Consider the following 17,345-nt stretch of genomic DNA (forward strand, 5'->3'; position numbering starts at 1 on the left):
CCACTGCAGCGCCCCATACGTCAGGAGAGACCGGTGTCAGACGTCCGTGTGATCATCCAACGCGATTCCGAGCGGGAAGAGCGCGTGGTGACGACGGGCACTACGGCGGCCGACCTCTTCGCCGGTGAGCGCACCATCGTCGCCGCGCGCGTCGCGGGCGAGCTGAAGGACCTCGCGTACGTCGTCGCCGACGGCGAGGAGATCGAGCCCGTCGAGGTCTCCTCCGAGGACGGCCTCAACATCCTGCGCCACTCGACGGCCCACGTCATGGCCCAGGCCGTGCAGGAGCTCTTCCCCGAGGCCAAGCTGGGCATCGGCCCGCCGGTCAAGGACGGCTTCTACTACGACTTCGACGTCGAGAAGCCCTTCACTCCCGATGACCTCAAGCTCATCGAGAAGAAGATGCAGGAGATCCAGAAGCGCGGTCAGCGCTTCTCGCGCCGCGTCGTCACCGACGACGCCGCCCGCGAGGAGCTGGCCGACGAGCCGTACAAGCTCGAGCTGATCGGCCTCAAGGGCTCGGCCTCGCACGACGACGGCGCGGACGTCGAGGTGGGCGCGGGCGAGCTCACCATCTACGACAACCTCGACCCGAAGACCGGCGACCTGTGCTGGCGCGATCTGTGTCGCGGTCCGCACCTGCCGACGACCCGGATGATTCCGGCGTTCAAGCTGATGCGCAACGCCGCCGCGTACTGGCGCGGCAGCGAGAAAAACCCCATGTTGCAGCGCATCTACGGCACCGCCTGGCCGTCGAAGGACGAGCTGAAGGCGCACCTGGAGTTCCTGGCCGAGGCCGAGAAGCGCGACCACCGCAAGCTCGGCAACGAGCTCGACCTGTTCTCCGTTCCTGAGCAGATCGGTTCGGGCCTGGCGGTCTTCCACCCCAAGGGCGGCATCATCCGCCGTGTCATGGAGGACTACTCCCGCAGCAAGCACGAAGAGGCGGGCTACGAGTTCGTCTACACCCCGCACGCCACCAAGGGGAAGCTCTTCGAGACCTCGGGTCACCTGGACTGGTACGCCGACGGCATGTACCCGCCCATGCAGCTCGACGAGGGCGTGGACTACTACCTCAAGCCCATGAACTGCCCCATGCACAACCTGATCTTCGACGCCCGGGGACGCTCCTACCGTGAGCTGCCGCTGCGCATGTTCGAATTCGGGACCGTGTACCGGTACGAGAAGTCGGGCGTCGTGCATGGCCTGACCCGTGCCCGCGGCTTCACGCAGGACGACGCGCACATCTACTGCACCCGTGAGCAGATGGGCGAGGAGCTCGACCGGACGCTCACCTTCGTCCTGGACCTGCTGCGCGACTACGGTCTGAACGACTTCTACCTCGAGCTGTCCACGAAGGACCCCGAGAAGTTCGTCGGCTCGGACGAGGCGTGGGAGGAGGCCACCGAGACCCTGCGCAAGGTCGCGGAGAAGCAGGGCCTCGAGCTCGTCGCCGACCCGGGCGGCGCGGCCTTCTACGGCCCGAAGATCTCGGTGCAGGCGCGTGACGCCATCGGCCGCACCTGGCAGATGTCGACCATCCAGCTGGACTTCAACCTGCCGGAGCGCTTCGACCTGGAGTACACGGCCGCCGACGGCACGAAGCAGCGCCCGGTCATGATCCACCGTGCGCTGTTCGGCTCGATCGAGCGCTTCTTCGCCGTCCTGCTGGAGCACTATGCGGGTGCGTTCCCGGCGTGGCTGGCCCCGGTCCAGGCGACGGGCATCCCGATCGGCGACGCGCACGTCGAGTACCTGCAGGAGTTCGCCGCTGAGGCGAAGAAGAAGGGCCTGCGGGTCGAGGTGGATGCCTCCTCGGACCGCATGCAGAAGAAGATCCGGAACGCGCAGAAGTCCAAGGTGCCGTTCATGATCATCGCGGGTGACGAGGACGTGGCCAACGGTGCGGTGAGCTTCCGCTACCGCGACGGTTCGCAGGAGAACGGCATCCCGCGTGACCAGGCGATCGCGAAGCTCGTTGACGTGGTGGAGCGCCGCGTACAGGTGTGACGTGTTCTCCGCGTCAGCGGAGGTGACCCGGACGCCATCGGTCGGACCTGGCAGATGACGACCTGCTCCCCGCGCAGGCGGGGGTGAACCCGACCTTTGCCGTGGGCCGCACCTGCCTACGACGTTGCTCCCCGCCCACGCGGGGTTAGAGGGGCGGCCCGCCAGGGCCGCCCCTCGTCGTGTCCGCCCCGGGGAATATGCTTGCCCGCATGACGAGTGAGCCGGAGCAGCAGTTCGGAGTGGGGGCGCCGGACGCCTTCCAGCGCCTGTGGACGCCCCATCGGATGGCGTACATCCAGGGGGAGAACAAGCCCACCGGTCCGGGCGCCGACGACGGCTGCCCGTTCTGCTCGATCCCGGCGAAGAGCGATGAGGACGGGCTGATCATCGCCCGGGGCGAGCTCGTCTACGCCGTCCTCAATCTTTACCCCTACAACGGCGGCCACTGCATGATCGTGCCGTTCCGGCACGTCGCCGACTACACCGACCTGGACGAGGCGGAGACGGCCGAGCTCGCCGACTTCACCAAGCGTGCGATGCGTGCGCTGCGCGCCGCCTCCGGGGCGCACGGCTTCAACGTGGGGATGAACCAGGGGACGACCGCCGGCGCAGGCATCGCCGCCCATCTGCACCAGCACATCGTGCCGCGCTGGGGTGGCGACACCAATTTCATGCCGGTCGTCGGCCACACCAAGGTGCTGCCCCAACTCCTCGCGGACACGCGGAAGATGCTCGCGGACGTCTGGCCGACCGTCTAGTCGTGGCCGTACGCTGTCGGAATGGTGGTCGTATGACGACCGGACATGACACACCCGAGCAAAATCGGGCAAATCACACCAATTCTTTCTAAAGAAGCTCTAATGGGACGGTGACTTTCCTTCACCGTCGCACCGTGCTGCGCGCGGCCATGGGCAGCGCCATGGCCGGGGCCGCCGGGACCGCCGCCTCGGGGTGCGGCGGGGACCGGACGGCCACCGGCTCGCGGGCGCGTACGCCGACGGCCGCGGGGACGTCCGCTGCCGCGGCCGCCCGGCCGTCGATGCCGCCCGGGCCGCCGCTGCTGCTGCCCAGGCTGCCGTCGGGGCTGCCGGTGCAGATCGAGCACGGTCCCCGCAACAACCGGGCGGTGGCCCTGACCTTCCACGGCCAGGGGGACCGGAAGTCCACCACCGCGCTGCTGACGGAGGCCGAACGGGCCGGGGCCCGGATCACCGTGCTCGCCGTCGGCCAGTGGCTCGACGCCGAGCCCCAGCTCGCGCGGCGGGTGCTCGACGGCGGGCACGAGCTCGGCAATCACACGATGCGGCACTTGAGCATCTGCTCGATGCCGGCCAAGGCCGCCTACGCCGAGATCACGGAGTGCGCGGACCGGCTGCGCAGGCTCACGGGCGGCATCGGCCGCTGGTTCCGTCCCTCCCGTGCGAAGCGGGCCACCGACGAGGTGGTGCGTCTGGCACGCAAGGCGGGGTACCCGCACATCCTGTCGTACGACGTGGACTCCCTCGACTTCACCGACCCGGGGGCCGAGGCGGTCCGGCGTACCGTGCTCGGCGCGGTACGGCCCGGCTCGGTCGTGAGTCTGCACTTCGGGCACGCCGGCACGGTCGCCGCGCTGCCCGCGATCCTCGACGGCCTCCACCGCCGCGGTCTGCGTGCGGTGACGACTACGGAGCTGCTGACCCGATGATCCCGTTCTCGCATCACCGTTCCCGTCCCCGTACCCCCTCCCGCACACGTGGAGTGCGCACGGCCGCGCTCGTGACGGCGGCCTGCGCCCTGCTGGCGGCGTCCGGCTGCGGTGGCGGCAGGGACGAGGGGGCAGTGAGCCGGCCGCAACAGGGCACGCACAGTCAGGGCGCGGCGCGCGGGGTCCCGCAGGGGCTGCCGGGGATGCCGCCGCTGCTGGATCCGAACGACCTGTACGCGGCGGACCGGCCGAACGCCCTGTCGCCGGTGGTGAAGGACTTCCCGTCGCGGGTGTATGTGCCCAACACGGAGTCGGACACGGTCAGCGTCATCGATCCCAGGACGTACAAGGTCATCGAGACCATCCCGGTGGGCAACCAGCCCCAGCATGTCGTCCCCTCCTGGGACATGAAGACGCTGTGGGTCAACAACGACCGCGGGCACACGCTCACGCCCATCGACCCGGCCACCGGCAAGCCGGGCAAGACGGTCGACGTGCACGACCCGTACAACCTCTACTTCACCCCCGACGGCAAATACGCGGTGGTGATGGCGTCGATGGACCGGGAGCTGGTCTTCCGGGAGGCGCACACGATGAAGCGGATGAAGACCGAGCACGTGAACTGCCTGGGGGTCAACCACGCCGACTTCTCGCCGGACGGGCGGTACTTCATCGTCTCGTGCGAGTTCTCCGGGGAGCTGCTGAAGGTCGACACGGCCCGGATGAAGGTGATCGACAAGCAGAAGCTGCCCTTCGACGGGGCGATGCCGCAGGACGTGAAGATCTCCTCGGACGGCAGGACCTGGTACGTGGCGGACATGATGGCCGACGGCGTGTGGGTGCTGGACGGCGACAAGTTCGGCGAGCCGTGGCTGATGCCGACGGGCAAGGGCGCGCATGGGCTGTATGTGAGCCGTGATTCGAAGTCGATGTACATCTCCAACCGGGGCGAGGGCTCGATCTCGGTGCTGGACCTGCCCAGCCGCAAGCTGGTGAAGAAGTGGGAGCTGCCGGACGGCGGGAGCCCGGACATGGGCGGGGTGTCGGCGGACGGCAAGGTGCTGTGGCTGTCGGGGCGCTACGACAGCGAGGTCTATGCGATCGACACCCAGGACGGGCACCAGATCGCCCGGATCAAGGTGGGCGACGGCCCGCACGGCCTGGCGGTGTACCCGCAGCCGGGCCGGTACTCGCTGGGCCACACCGGGATCTTCCGGTAGGGCGTGGCCCAGCGGGGGCCTCAGGCGTTGTAGACGTCGGCCCGGCGCGGTGTGGGGTCCTGCACCGCGCCGCTGAGGTTGCCGGCGCGGCTGGCGAAGCGGGTGGTGTCGACGCCGTGCTCGGCCAGGACGCGCAGCGTGGCCTCGTGGACGACGCGGAGCACGGGGGTGGCGGCGCGCAGGGCGTCGTCGGCCATGAAGCGGTGGCGCCAGGGCTGGTCGGCCCAGGCGTGGCGCAGACCGAAGGGCTCGGGCAGCACGAGCTTGCCGCCCCAGTACTCCAGGAGCGGCGGGTACCAGGTGAGGGGGGCGCGGGCGGCGAGCCGGACGACCTCGCGGGGTTCGACGACGGGCAGGGTGCGGGTGTAGGTCTCCCAGAACTTCAGGCCCTTTTTGAAGGTCTTGGTGCGGCTCTTGGGCCTGCCGTTGAAGACGGCGTGGGTGGGGCCGAGGGCGTGGCCGGTGACCTCGATGCGCAGGGTCTTGTGCAGGACGGTGACGTTGATGAGCAGGTTGATGACCAGCTGGCCGTCCCAGAGGACGAACTGGACGCCGAGGTAGTGGCGGTCGCCGCTGCCGAAGTGCTGCTTGTCGCAGATGTCCTGGAGCTTGGCGCCCCTTATCTGGTACGAGGCCACGTCGCTGCCGCCGGGGCGCGAGACGGCGCCGGCGCCCTCGCCGATGGGGGAGACGACCCAGTGCTCGACGTGGGGCTGGGGGAGGCCGCCGGCGTTGATGGGGGTGCGCTCCAGCAGCTTGAGCTGGTCGTGCACGGCCCGGGCGATGTCCCAGCTGCGGAAGGGGTTGATGTCCTTGCCGGGCTCGAGGGGCACGAGGTCCTCGGCCAGCTGCCAGCTGCCCCAGCGGGTGCCCATGCCGAGTATGCCCTTGGGGCCGGCGTAGAAGACGAGGTTGCTCTGCTGCTCGGCGCTCAGCTTCGCCAGGCTCTGCCGCAGCGTCTCGGCGGCGCTCTGGCCGGGGGTCGAGGGGACTGCTTCGGGGATCTTGGCGGGGACGCCGCCGCCGTCGAGCAGTCCGGTCCAGCGCTCGCGCAGGTCCTTGGCGGTGCGCTCGCAGATGGTCTTCGCCCAGTAGCCGCCGACGAGGGGGGCGATGACCATGGCGCGGAGGTAGATGCCCAGGAGGCCGTTGAGCGGCGCCTTGACCATGAAGAGCACGACGACGGCGGCGAGGGCCACGAGCAGGGTGGTGCCCAGTGCCCCGGCGCGCTTGTTCTGGGCGCCGGCCAGGCTGCGGCGCAGCTGGAAGGCGCCGAGCCAGAGCAGGACGCCGGGCAGGAAGAGCAGTCCGCAGACCGCCATGATCATGGTGAGCCTGGTGTCGCGCTCCTTGCGGATGCGGGACGCGGCCAGGCAGTGCTCGACGATGACCTGGGGCTCGAGGCCGAAGGACTGGATGAGGGGCTTGCGTCCGCCGCCGAGCATGCGGGTCTGCACGGCGCGGGCGAAGGCCTCGCCGAGGTTGGGCTCGAAGAGCGAGATGAGCGGCTTCTTCACCTCGGACTTGGCCCAGTCGGAGTTGGCCTTGAGCAGCTCCTCGACCGGGCCGTCCCGGTAGGCCGCCGAGGCCAGGGCCTGGGTCGCCGCGGTCTGTCCCGCGCCGCCGGCGACCGGGATCTGCGCACCCGGGCTGAAGTCGTACGCGTCGCCTGTTGCCACTGATGCCCCCAATGCCGTACGCGTCCGGTGCGCCGGCCTGCTCCCGACTACCGCCCATGGACTGCGTCATGGGCCGCGTGCTCAGCGTAATGGGGCGGGGGCCGTCTGTCGTGGGAGATCGGAAAGCCGCCCGCACCAACCGAGTTGATGCGGGCGGCTTGTGAACTATGCGCCGTTCTCCGCCTGTTCGCGAATACGGTCCGCGAGCTGCGGGGGCATCGGCTCGTGCCGGGCGTAGGAGCGGCTGAACCGCCCCGTGCCGTGCGAGAGGGAGCGCAGGTCCACCGCGTAGCGGCCGATCTCGATCTCCGGGACCTCGGCGCGCACGAGGGTGCGGCCGGCTCCGGACTGCTCGGTGCCGACGACGCGGCCGCGGCGTCCGGACAGGTCGCTCATGACCGGGCCGACGTAGTCGTCGGAGACCAGGACCTGGATCTCGGCGACCGGTTCGAGGAGGTGGATGCGGGTCTCGGCGGCGGCCTCGCGCAGGGCGAGGGCGCCGGCGGTCTGGAAGGCCGCGTCCGAGGAGTCCACCGAGTGCGCCTTGCCGTCGAGGAGGGTCACGCGCACGTCGACCAGCGGATAGCCGGCGGCGACGCCGCGTGCGGCCTGGGCCCGTACGCCCTTCTCCACCGAGGGGATGAACTGGCGGGGGACGGCGCCGCCCACGACCTTGTCCACGAACTCGATGCCCGAGCCGCCGGGCAGCGGCTCCACCTCGATCTCGCAGATGGCGTACTGGCCGTGGCCGCCGGACTGCTTGACGTGCCGGCCGCGGCCGGCCGCCCGGGTGCCGAAGGTCTCGCGCAGCGACACCTTGTGCGGCACCACGTCGACCTGGACGCCGTAGCGGGTGCGCAGCCGCTCCAGGGCCACGTCCCGGTGCGCCTCGCCCAGGCACCACAGGACCACCTGGTGGGTGTGCTGGTTGTGCTCCAGCCGCATCGTGGGGTCCTCGGCGACCAGCCGGGCCAGGCCCTGGGAGAGCTTGTCCTCGTCCGGCTTGCTGTGCGCCTGGATGGCGACGGGCAGCAGCGGGTCGGGCATGAGCCAGGGTTCCATCAGCAGCGGGTCGGTGCGGCTGGAGAGGGTGTCCCCGGTCTCGGCGCGGACGAGCTTGGCCACGCAGGCGATGTCGCCGGCGACGGCCTGGTTCAGCTGGCGCTGGTGCTTGCCGAAGGGCGAGGTGAGGGCGCCGACGCGCTCGTCGACGTCGTGGCTCTCGTGGCCCCGGTCCTCCAGGCCGTGCCCGGAGACGTGGACGGTCTCGTCGGGACGCAGGGTGCCGGAGAAGACCCGCACCAGGGAGATGCGGCCGACGTAGGGGTCCGAGGCGGTCTTGACCACCTCGGCGGCCAGCGGCCCGGCCGGGTCGCAGACCAGCTCCGGGCGCGGGGCTCCGTCGGGCGTGGTGACGACGGGGGCCGCGCGCTCGGTCGGGGTGGGGAAGCCGCCGGTGACCAGCTCCAGCAGCTCCACCGTGCCCAGGCCCTGCTTGGCGCCGTCCGCGGCGGGCGCCGCGGCGAGCACGGGGTGGAAGCGGCCGCGGGCGACCGCGGTCTCCAGATCGCCGATCAACGTCTTGACGTCGATCTCCTCGCCGGCGAGATAGCGGTCCATCAGGGTCTCGTCCTCGCTCTCGGCGATGATCCCCTCGATGAGCCGGTTGCGGGCCTCCTCGATCAGCGGCAGCTGGTCGGGGCCGGGGGCGGCCTCGGTCCGGGTGCCGGAGGAGTAGTCGAACACGCGCTGGGTGAGCAGCCCGACGAGGCCGGCCACCGGACGGTGGCCGTCGGGGCCCTCCTCCCCGTGCAGGGGGAGGTAGAGCGGGAGCACGCTGTCGGGGTCGTCGTCGCCGAACGCGTCCCGGCAGGTCTCGGTCATCTCCTCGAAGTCCGCCCGGGCGGACTCCAGGTGCGTCACCACGATGGCGCGGGGCATGCCGACCGCCGCGCACTCCTCCCAGAGCATGCGGGTCGGGCCGGCGATGCCTTCGGCGCCCTCGGCCGCCGAGACGACGAAAAGGGCCGCGTCCGCGGCGCGCAGACCGGCCCTCAGCTCGCCGACGAAGTCGGCGTAGCCGGGTGTGTCCAATAGATTGATCTTGATTCCGGCCCATTCGACGGGCACGAGGGACAGCTGTACCGAGCGCTGCTGGCGGTGTTCGATCTCGTCGTAGTCGGAGAGGGCCGAGCCGTCCTCGACCCGGCCCGCCCGGTTGACCGAGCCGGTGGCCAGTGCCAGCGCCTCGACCAGCGTCGTCTTTCCGGAGCCACTGTGGCCGACCAGCACCACGTTGCGGATTTCGCCCGGCCGGTCGGCCGTCACTGCTCTGCCCGCGGCCCCTGGATGGGTACTCGTCTTCTCGCCCATGTGTCTCGCCTCCCGGTCGACACCTGCGGTCCTTCGAGCTTTCCACCGTGGTCACGCTGCGTCCATACGTCGCACACGCGCACGCAACCGCCCGCCCCCGGAGTGAGCCCGCCGGGGCGGACGGCCGTGACCGGCGTGACCTGCGCCATGGGCCGCGGGAGCGACGTCGGCGCGGTCGGCCCCCGCGGCCTGGCTACGATGGGCCAGCCGGTGGCCTTCCGACCACCCGGCCCGATACGACCCTCCGGGAAGGCCATGCTGAACAAGTACGCGCGTGCTTTCTTCACGCGTGTTCTCACGCCGTTCGCCGCTTTGCTCATTCGCCTGGGCGTCAGCCCCGACGCGGTGACTCTCATCGGTACCGGTGGCGTGGTGGCGGGTGCGCTGGTCTTCTACCCCCAGGGCGAGTTCTTCTGGGGCACGATCGTCATCACCCTGTTCGTCTTCTCGGACCTGGTCGACGGCAACATGGCGCGCCAGCTCGGCCGCTCGAGCCGCTGGGGAGCCTTCCTCGACTCGACGCTGGACCGGGTCGCCGACTCGGCGATCTTCGGCGGCCTGGCCCTGTGGTACGCCGGGGGCGGCGACAGCCTGGCCCTGTGCGCGGTGGCGATCTTCTGCCTCGCCAGCGGCCAGGTCGTCTCGTACACCAAGGCCCGCGGCGAGAGCATCGGCCTGCCGGTGAACGTCAACGGCCTGGTCGAGCGTGCCGAGCGCCTGGTGATCTCGCTGGTGGCCTGCGGCTTCTCCGGTCTGCACGCCTTCGGCGTGCCGCACATCCAGATCCTCCTGCCGATCGCCCTGTGGATCGTGGCCGTGGGCAGCCTGGTCACGCTGGTCCAGCGGATGGTCACCGTGCGCCGCGAGTCCGCCGAGGCGGACGCCGCCGCGGCGGCCGCCGGGGGCGAGGCCGGGTGAAGGACCGGCTGACCGACGCGCTGTACGGGCTGGGCTGGAGCACGGTCAAGAAGCTTCCCGAGCCCGTGGCCACCGGGTTGGGACGGCGCATCGCCGACGCGGCCTGGAAGCGGCGCGGCCAGGGCGTGCTGCGCCTGGAGGCCAACCTGGCCCGGGTCGTCCCCGACGCCGGCCCGGCCCGCCTCGCCGAGCTGTCCCGGGCGGGCATGCGCTCCTACATGCGCTACTGGATGGAGTCCTTCCGGCTGCCGACCTGGAGCGAGGAGCGCATCCGCGGCGGCTTCCAGGCCGAGGAGCTGCACCGCCTGAAGGAGGCGCTGGCGAGCGGCCGCGGCGTCGTCCTGGCCCTGCCCCACATGGGCAACTACGACCTGGCCGGCGCCTGGCTCACCACCGAGCTCGAGACGCCCTTCACCACCGTCGCCGAGCGGCTCAAGCCCGAGACGCTCTACGACCGCTTCGTCGCCTACCGCGAGGGCCTGGGCATGGAGGTCCTGCCGCACGCCGGCGGCAGCGCCTTCGGCACCCTCGCCCGGCGGCTGCGCTCCGGCGGCGTGGTCTGCCTGGTGGCCGACCGCGACCTGTCCTCCTCCGGCATAGAGGTCTCCTTCTTCGGCGAGGCGGCCAAGATGCCCGCCGGCCCCGCCATGCTGGCCGTGCAGACCGGCGCCCTGCTGCTGCCCGTCACCCTCTGGTACGACCGCTCCCCGGTGCTGCGCGGGCGCATCCACGCCCCCATCGAGGCGCCGGAGAGCGGAACCCGGGCGCAGAAGGCCGCGGCGATGACCCAGCAACTGGCCGACGCCTTCGCCTCGGGCATCGCCGCACACCCGCAGGACTGGCACATGCTGCAGCGGCTGTGGCTCGCCGACCTCGACCGGCGCCCGCCCCGGCCCCGCCCCGACGAGAGCTCCGGAACGGAGAAGCCTTGAGGATCGGGATCGTCTGCCCGTATTCGTGGGACGTCCCCGGAGGCGTCCAGTTCCACATCCGTGACCTGGCCGAGCATCTGATCCGGCTGGGGCACGAGGTGTCGGTGCTGGCGCCGGCCGACGACGAGACGCCTCTGCCGCCCTTCGTCGTCTCCGCCGGCCGGGCGGTTCCCGTGCCGTACAACGGCTCGGTGGCCCGCCTGAACTTCGGTTTCCTCTCCGCCGCCCGGGTGCGCCGCTGGCTGCACGAGGGCGACTTCGACGTCATCCACATCCACGAGCCCACCTCCCCCTCGCTGGGCCTGCTGTCCTGCTGGGCCGCCCAGGGCCCCATCGTGGCCACCTTCCACACCTCCAACCCGCGCTCCCGCGCGATGATCGCGGCCTATCCGATCCTCCAGCCCGCGCTGGAGAAGATCAGCGCCCGCATCGCGGTGAGCGAGTACGCCCGCCGCACCCTGGTCGAGCATCTGGGGGGCGACGCGGTCGTCATCCCCAACGGCGTCGACGTCGGCTTCTTCGCCGATGCCGAGCCCAGGCCCGAGTGGCAGGGCGGGACCATCGGCTTCATGGGCCGGATCGACGAGCCCCGCAAGGGCCTGCCCGTCCTCATGCGCGCCCTGCCGAAGATCCTCGCCGAGCGCCCGGAGACCAGGCTCCTGGTCGCCGGCCGGGGCGACGAGGAGGAGGCCGTCGCCGCGCTGCCCCCCGAGATGCGCGCCAACGTCGAGTTCCTCGGCATGATCAGCGACGAGGACAAGGCCCGCCTGCTGCGTAGCGTCGACGTCTACGTCGCGCCCAATACCGGCGGCGAGTCCTTCGGCATCATCCTCGTCGAGGCCCTGTCGGCGGGCGCCCCCGTCCTCGCCAGCGACCTGGACGCCTTCGCGCAGGTCCTGGACCAGGGCGCGGCCGGCGAGCTGTTCGCCAACGAGGACGCCGACGCCCTCGCCGCCGCGGCCGTCCGGCTGCTGGGCGACCCCGGGCGCCGGTCGGAGCTGAGCGAGCGCGGCAGCAGGCACGTACGCCGCTTCGACTGGTCCGTGGTCGGCGCCGACATCCTGGCCGTCTACGAGACGGTCACGGCCGGCGCGGCCTCGGTCGCCGCCGACGAACGCACCAGCCTGCGCGCCCGCTTCGGCCTCGCCCGGGACTGAGCCCCGCCCACGACCGACCCCGGCCGCACTCCGTGCCGGGGTCAGCCGGCGGCGGTCCGGGCCCCGAACAGGGCTATGCCGTGCCGGGCCCGGAACCGGCGGCTGCGCCGCACCGTGATCACTGCGACCGCGGCCAGCAGGCCGTACGACAGGAACCTGCCCGTCACGGGCACCACGTCGATGGGCAGCACCAGCGCCGCGACCGTGCTCAGGAAGGCGTCGAGCAGCTGGAAGCAGCCCCACAGCACCGTCAGCCCGCGCAGTGCTTCGCGGAACTCCGGCCGGTCGCGCCAGGCGCGCTCGGCCTCCTCCGCCGCGGCCGGCCCGCGCAGCCGGCCGCCGAAGTGGAATGTGAACGGCCGCGAGAAGAACAGCGTGGCCAATATCCACACCCCCAGCAGCGCCGGGAGCCCGGCGTCCTTCAGCAGCAGCACCCGGGGGTTCCCGCTGATCAGCGACGTCACCGCCGAGACGGCGAGCAGCGCCACCACGAACAGGTCGAAGAACTCGGCCCGTCGCCGCACGACCGCGGCGGCCAGCGCATGCGCCGCCGGTATGGCGCCGCTGAGCAACAGCGCCTGCCACTGGGCGACGCCCTGCGCCCGCAGCGCGTAGTAGAGCACCATCGGCAGGACGATGGTGACGGTCAGGGGGATCAGGAGCGCCCGCGCGGGGCGCGATCCGTGCGCCGCCGCGGGCGTGTCCGGCGGGGGCGTATCCGTGTGCGGGGCCGAGGTGTCCATGAGGTGCCTCCAGCAGTGCCCGTTCGGGCGGTCCGACATCCTGCATCGACATTAGGAACCGGGCGGGTGGAGACGGATCGGAGCCAGGGTAGAAATTCCCGGCGGCCATGCTCCACCTCCTCTCCACCCCCGGGTGGAGCCCGCGGCGCCGAGCGGGCCCCCGCCGAGCGGTAACGTGACCCGGCGTGACCACTTTGATCTGGATCGCGGCCGCCCTGGTCGTCATCGGCGTCTACCTGAGCTGGACCGCGGGCCGTCTGGACCGGCTGCACAGCCGCATCGACGCCGCCCGTGCCGCCCTGGACGCCCAGCTGCTGCGGCGGGCCTCGGTGGCCCAGGAGCTCGCCACCGCCGGGATCCTCGATCCGGCCGCCTCGATCGTGCTCTACCAGGCCGCGCACGCCGCACGCCAGGCGGAGGAGGAGCACCGGGAGGTCGCCGAGAGCGAGCTGAGCCAGGCCCTGCGGGCGGTCTTCGGCGAGGCGCCGCAGGTCGAGGCCGTACGGCAGGCGCCCGGTGGCGAGGAGTCACTGGGGGAGCTGACCCAGGCCGTGCGCAGGGTGCCGATGGCGCGGCGGTTCCACAACGACGCGGTCCGGGCGGCCCGGGCGCTGCGCCGCCACCGTAAGGTGCGCTGGTTCCGGCTGGCCGGTCACGCGCCCTTCCCCATGGCCTTCGAGATGGACGACGAGCCGCCGGCGGTGCTCGGCGACCGCAGCGGCCACTGACCCCGGGGCCGCTACCGGGCGGCGATGCGGCCCTTCCCGGTGCCCCGACAAGCCACTGACCTCGAATTGGCCCTTTTTCGGGTCCACCGGCTCTGGGTTTGATGACGATGCAGCATCACCGCCCTTGATAGTGAGGTCACATCGTGTCCAGCCCCACCACGCAGAACCCCGAGACCGGCACGGCGCGCGTCAAGCGCGGCATGGCCGAGCAGCTCAAGGGCGGCGTGATCATGGACGTCGTCAACGCCGAGCAGGCGAAGATCGCCGAGGACGCGGGCGCCGTGGCGGTCATGGCTCTGGAGCGGGTCCCGGCCGACATCCGCAAGGACGGCGGCGTGGCCCGGATGTCCGACCCGAACATGATCGAAGAGATCATCGGCGCCGTCTCCATCCCGGTCATGGCCAAGTCCCGCATCGGCCACTTCGTCGAGGCCCAGGTCCTGCAGTCCCTCGGCGTCGACTACATCGACGAGTCCGAGGTCCTCACCCCGGCCGACGAGATCAACCACTCCGACAAGTGGGCGTTCACCACCCCCTTCGTCTGCGGTGCCACCAACCTGGGCGAGGCCCTGCGCCGCATCGCCGAGGGCGCGGCCATGATCCGCTCCAAGGGCGAGGCCGGCACCGGCAACGTCGTCGAGGCCGTCCGCCACCTGCGCCAGATCAAGAACGAGATCGCCAAGCTGCGCGGCTTCGACAACAACGAGCTCTTCGCCGCCGCCAAGGAGCTGCGCGCCCCCTACGAGCTCGTCAAGGAGGTCGCCGAGCTCGGCAAGCTGCCCGTCGTCCTCTTCTCCGCCGGTGGCGTCGCCACCCCCGCGGACGCCGCGCTGATGCGCCAGCTCGGTGCCGAGGGCGTCTTCGTCGGCTCCGGCATCTTCAAGTCCGGCGACCCGGCCAAGCGCGCCGCGGCCATCGTGAAGGCCACCACCTTCTACGACGACCCGAAGATCATCGCGGACGCCTCCCGCAACCTCGGCGAGGCCATGGTCGGCATCAACTGCGACACCCTCCCCGAGGCCGAGCGCTACGCCAACCGCGGCTGGTAACACACGCTCCTCCCGGGTGGGCGGTCCGCGATTCCCCGCGGACCGCCCACCCGTCGTCACAGATCCGAAAGGCAGCACCCCGTGGCCCCCGCTTCCCGTCCCACGCCCACCATCGGCGTCCTCGCCCTCCAGGGCGACGTCCGCGAGCACCTCGTGGCCCTCGCCGCGGCCGACGCGCTGGCCCGCCCGGTGCGCCGCCCCGAGGAGCTCGCCGAGGTCGACGGCCTGGTCATACCCGGCGGCGAGTCGACCACCATGTCCAAGCTCGCGGTCATTTTCGGGATGCTGGAGCCGCTGCGCGAGCGCGTACGCGCCGGCATGCCCGTCTACGGCACCTGCGCCGGCATGATCATGCTGGCCGACAAGCTCCTGGACGGCCGCGAGGACCAGGAGACGCTCGGCGGCATCGACATGATCGTGCGGCGCAACGCCTTCGGGCGGCAGAACGAGTCCTTCGAGGCGGCCGTCGAGATGGCCGGCATCGAGGGCGGACCCGTCGAGGGCGTCTTCATCCGCGCCCCCTGGGTCGAGTCCGTCGGCGCGGCCGCCGACGTGATCGCCACCTACGACGGCCACACGGTCGCCGTGCGGCAGGGCAACGTGCTGGCCACGTCCTTCCACCCGGAGCTCACCGGCGACCACCGGGTGCACGCCCTGTTCGTGGAGATGGTGCGCGCAGCGCAGTAGCGGGATCCCGGTAGGATCTCTGTCGTTCGTTACGAATTGGGTTACGCGAAGGAGACAGGCGGATGTCCGGCCACTCTAAATGGGCTACGACGAAGCACAAGAAGGCCGTGATCGACGCCAAGCGCGGCAAGCTCTTCGCGAAGCTCATCAAGAACATCGAGGTCGCGGCCCGCATGGGCGGCGTCGACATCGAGGGCAACCCGACCCTCTACGACGCCATCCAGAAGGCCAAGAAGCAGTCGGTCCCGAACAAGAACATCGACTCCGCGGTCAAGCGCGGCGGCGGTCTCGAGGCCGGCGGCGCCGACTACGAGACGATCATGTACGAGGGCTACGGCCCGAACGGCGTGGCCGTGCTCATCGAGTGCCTCACCGACAACCGCAACCGCGCCGCCTCCGACGTGCGCGTCGCCATGACCCGCAACGGCGGCTCCATGGCCGACCCGGGCTCGGTGTCCTACCTGTTCAACCGCAAGGGCGTCATCATCGTCCCCAAGGGCGAGCTCACCGAGGACGACGTGCTCGGCGCCGTCCTGGACGCCGGTGCCGAGGAGGTCAACGACCTCGGCGAGTCCTTCGAGGTCATCTCCGAGGCCACCGACCTGGTCGCGGTCCGCACCGCGCTCCAGAAGGAAGGCATCGACTACGACTCGGCCGAGGCCAACTTCGTCCCCACCATGCAGGTGGAGCTCGACGAGGAGGCCGCGCGCAAGATCTTCAAGCTGATCGACGCCCTCGAGGACAGCGACGACGTGCAGAACGTCTTCGCCAACTTCGACGTCTCCGACGACGTCATGGCCAAGGTCGACGCGTAAGACTTCCGACTGTGGTCGGCCGACGGGCCGGCGGGGAACACACCCCGCCGGCCCGTCGGCGTGAGCGGCCGTTGTCAGTGGCAGCCGATAGCCTTCCGGGCAGATGATCGAAGGGAGGGGCGCGATGCGGGTACTGGGCGTGGACCCGGGACTGACGCGGTGCGGCGTCGGCGTGGTGGAAGGCGTCGCGGGCCGTCCGCTGCGCATGGTCGGCGTCGGCGTCGTCCGCACCCCGGCGGAGGCGGAGGTCGCCGAGCGCCTCGTCCTCATAGAGCGCGGCATCGAGGAGTGGCTCGACGCCCACCGGCCCGAATACGTCGCCGTGGAGCGGGTGTTCAGCCAGCACAACGTCAGCACGGTCATGGGCACCGCCCAGGCCAGCGCCGTCGCGATGCTCTGCGCCGCCCGCCGCGGACTTCCCGTGGCCCTGCACACCCCCAGCGAGGTCAAGGCCGCCGTCACCGGCTCCGGCCGGGCCGACAAGGCCCAGGTCGGATCGATGGTCACCCGGCTGCTGCGGCTCGACGCCCCGCCGAAGCCCGCCGACGCCGCCGACGCCCTCGCCCTGGCCATCTGCCACATCTGGCGCGCCCCCGCGGCCAACCGCCTGCAGCGGCTCGCCGACGCCCAGCGCCGTTCCCCCGCTTCCGTACGACTCCCGAAGGGCACCCGATGATCGCCTTCGTCTCCGGCCCGGTCGCGGCCCTCGCCCCGGACACCGCCGTCGTCGAGGTCGGTGGCATCGGCATGGCCGTGCAGTGCACGCCGAACACCCTCTCCGGGCTCCGCGTCGGCCAACAGGCCAGACTCGCCACGTCCCTTGTGGTCCGCGAGGACTCGCTCACCCTCTACGGCTTCGCCGACGACGACGAGCGCCAGACCTTCGAACTGCTGCAGACCGCCAGCGGCGTCGGCCCCCGCCTGGCCCAGGCCATGCTCGCCGTCCACACGCCCGACGCCCTGCGCCGCGCCTTCGCCTCCGGCGACGAGAAGGCCCTCACCGCCGTGCCCGGCATCGGCAAGAAGGGCGCCCAGAAGCTGCTGCTGGAGCTGAGGGACCGGCTGGGCGAGCCCGTCGGCTCGGCCCCCGCCGCCGCGGCGACCCCGGCCGCCGCCGGCTGGCGCGACCAACTGCACGCCGCGCTCGTGGGCCTGGGCTACGCGGGCCGCGAGGCGGACGAGGCGGTGGCGGCGGTGACGCCCCAGGCGGAGGCCGTGGCCGCCGAGGGCGGCAGCCCGCAGGTGGGGCAGTTGCTGCGTGCGGCCCTCCAGACCCTGAACCGAACCCGCTGACCGCCCCTCCCGTAACCCGGGGCTCCGCCCCGGACCCCGGACCGCGCTGCGCGC

General features: G+C 71.4%; 16 protein-coding genes. 13 read left to right on the top strand and 3 right to left on the bottom strand.

What is annotated here, in order from left to right:
- Window positions 1–33 precede the first annotated feature (33 nt).
- The 4 genes from thrS (at window position 34) to AB0G59_RS15730 (ending at window position 4,917) form a co-directional block, all read left to right on the top strand.
- Window positions 34–2,010, top strand: coding sequence for a threonine--tRNA ligase (gene thrS, locus AB0G59_RS15715; RefSeq protein WP_360911807.1), 1,977 nt, complete (start codon window positions 34–36; stop codon window positions 2,008–2,010).
- 197 nt (window positions 2,011–2,207) lie between these two features.
- Entirely contained in the window at window positions 2,208–2,768 is a 561-nt protein-coding gene (locus AB0G59_RS15720) for an HIT domain-containing protein (protein WP_071966232.1), read from the top strand.
- Window positions 2,769–2,878: 110 nt separating this feature from the next.
- Window positions 2,879–3,697 carry a polysaccharide deacetylase family protein gene (locus AB0G59_RS15725; RefSeq protein ID WP_360911809.1) on the top strand — a complete coding sequence of 273 codons (819 nt, stop codon included), beginning with the start codon at window positions 2,879–2,881 and terminating at the stop codon, window positions 3,695–3,697.
- Window positions 3,694–4,917: a YncE family protein gene (locus AB0G59_RS15730; RefSeq protein ID WP_360911811.1), complete on the top strand. Its 1,224-nt coding sequence runs from the start codon at window positions 3,694–3,696 to the stop codon at window positions 4,915–4,917. Before AB0G59_RS15725 ends, AB0G59_RS15730 begins: the two co-directional genes overlap by 4 nt.
- Window positions 4,918–4,937: 20 nt before the next feature.
- Here AB0G59_RS15730 and AB0G59_RS15735 read toward each other — a convergent pair whose 3' ends face one another.
- Entirely contained in the window at window positions 4,938–6,596 is a 1,659-nt protein-coding gene (locus AB0G59_RS15735; protein ID WP_360911813.1) for a hypothetical protein, read from the bottom strand.
- A gap of 165 nt (window positions 6,597–6,761) precedes the next feature.
- On the bottom strand, window positions 6,762–8,969 hold the full coding sequence (locus AB0G59_RS15740; RefSeq protein WP_360911815.1) for an elongation factor G-like protein EF-G2: 2,208 nt from the start codon (window positions 8,967–8,969) through the stop codon (window positions 6,762–6,764).
- Between the two features lie 255 nt (window positions 8,970–9,224).
- On the opposite strand from AB0G59_RS15740, the gene pgsA reads away from it, so the two are divergent.
- Genes pgsA through AB0G59_RS15755 form a run of 3 tightly spaced genes read left to right on the top strand, consistent with a single transcriptional unit; the run spans window position 9,225 to window position 11,976 of the window.
- Complete coding sequence (gene pgsA / locus AB0G59_RS15745) at window positions 9,225–9,887, top strand: phosphatidylinositol phosphate synthase (RefSeq protein ID WP_360911817.1); 663 nt, start codon at window positions 9,225–9,227, stop codon at window positions 9,885–9,887.
- A complete protein-coding gene (locus AB0G59_RS15750; protein ID WP_360911819.1) occupies window positions 9,884–10,819 on the top strand; it encodes a phosphatidylinositol mannoside acyltransferase in 936 nt (311 codons plus the stop codon). Before pgsA ends, AB0G59_RS15750 begins: the two co-directional genes overlap by 4 nt.
- Entirely contained in the window at window positions 10,816–11,976 is a 1,161-nt protein-coding gene (locus AB0G59_RS15755) for a glycosyltransferase family 4 protein (protein WP_360911821.1), read from the top strand. Before AB0G59_RS15750 ends, AB0G59_RS15755 begins: the two co-directional genes overlap by 4 nt.
- 41 nt (window positions 11,977–12,017) lie before the next feature.
- Here the strand turns inward: AB0G59_RS15755 and AB0G59_RS15760 are convergent, their stop codons facing one another.
- Complete coding sequence (locus AB0G59_RS15760; protein ID WP_360911823.1) at window positions 12,018–12,719, bottom strand: VC0807 family protein; 702 nt, start codon at window positions 12,717–12,719, stop codon at window positions 12,018–12,020.
- Between the two features lie 185 nt (window positions 12,720–12,904).
- Between AB0G59_RS15760 and AB0G59_RS15765 the strand changes: the two genes are divergently transcribed.
- The 6 genes from AB0G59_RS15765 to ruvA all read left to right on the top strand — a co-directional run bounded on the left by AB0G59_RS15765 (window position 12,905) and on the right by ruvA (window position 17,291).
- On the top strand, window positions 12,905–13,447 hold the full coding sequence (locus tag AB0G59_RS15765) for a hypothetical protein (RefSeq protein ID WP_360911825.1): 543 nt from the start codon (window positions 12,905–12,907) through the stop codon (window positions 13,445–13,447).
- 140 nt (window positions 13,448–13,587) lie between these two features.
- Entirely contained in the window at window positions 13,588–14,496 is a 909-nt protein-coding gene (gene pdxS / locus AB0G59_RS15770; protein WP_177338532.1) for a pyridoxal 5'-phosphate synthase lyase subunit PdxS, read from the top strand.
- Between the two features lie 81 nt (window positions 14,497–14,577).
- Window positions 14,578–15,183, top strand: a complete 606-nt coding sequence (pdxT, locus tag AB0G59_RS15775; RefSeq protein ID WP_360911827.1) for a pyridoxal 5'-phosphate synthase glutaminase subunit PdxT — start codon at window positions 14,578–14,580, stop codon at window positions 15,181–15,183.
- Window positions 15,184–15,245: 62 nt separating this feature from the next.
- A complete protein-coding gene (locus tag AB0G59_RS15780) occupies window positions 15,246–15,998 on the top strand; it encodes a YebC/PmpR family DNA-binding transcriptional regulator (RefSeq protein WP_071966221.1) in 753 nt (250 codons plus the stop codon).
- Between the two features lie 124 nt (window positions 15,999–16,122).
- On the top strand, window positions 16,123–16,674 hold the full coding sequence (gene ruvC / locus AB0G59_RS15785; protein ID WP_360911896.1) for a crossover junction endodeoxyribonuclease RuvC: 552 nt from the start codon (window positions 16,123–16,125) through the stop codon (window positions 16,672–16,674).
- A complete protein-coding gene (gene ruvA, locus AB0G59_RS15790; protein WP_360911829.1) occupies window positions 16,671–17,291 on the top strand; it encodes a Holliday junction branch migration protein RuvA in 621 nt (206 codons plus the stop codon). The genes ruvC and ruvA overlap by 4 nt, the downstream gene beginning before the upstream one ends.
- Window positions 17,292–17,345: the final 54 nt, after the last annotated feature.

It is taken from the genome of Streptomyces sp. NPDC021096 (assembly GCF_040641275.1).
Taxonomy (GTDB): Bacteria; Actinomycetota; Actinomycetes; order Streptomycetales; family Streptomycetaceae; genus Streptomyces.

Coding starts and splice junctions, on each gene's coding strand:
- AB0G59_RS15760 (WP_360911823.1), bottom strand. CDS start 12,719: ATGGACACCTCGGCCCCGCACACGGATACGCCCCCGCCGGACACGCCC.
- AB0G59_RS15740 (WP_360911815.1), bottom strand. CDS start 8,969: ATGGGCGAGAAGACGAGTACCCATCCAGGGGCCGCGGGCAGAGCAGTG.
- AB0G59_RS15720 (WP_071966232.1), top strand. CDS start 2,208: ATGCTTGCCCGCATGACGAGTGAGCCGGAGCAGCAGTTCGGAGTGGGG.
- ruvC (WP_360911896.1), top strand. CDS start 16,123: ATGCGGGTACTGGGCGTGGACCCGGGACTGACGCGGTGCGGCGTCGGC.
- AB0G59_RS15780 (WP_071966221.1), top strand. CDS start 15,246: ATGTCCGGCCACTCTAAATGGGCTACGACGAAGCACAAGAAGGCCGTG.
- AB0G59_RS15730 (WP_360911811.1), top strand. CDS start 3,694: ATGATCCCGTTCTCGCATCACCGTTCCCGTCCCCGTACCCCCTCCCGC.
- pgsA (WP_360911817.1), top strand. CDS start 9,225: ATGCTGAACAAGTACGCGCGTGCTTTCTTCACGCGTGTTCTCACGCCG.
- ruvA (WP_360911829.1), top strand. CDS start 16,671: ATGATCGCCTTCGTCTCCGGCCCGGTCGCGGCCCTCGCCCCGGACACC.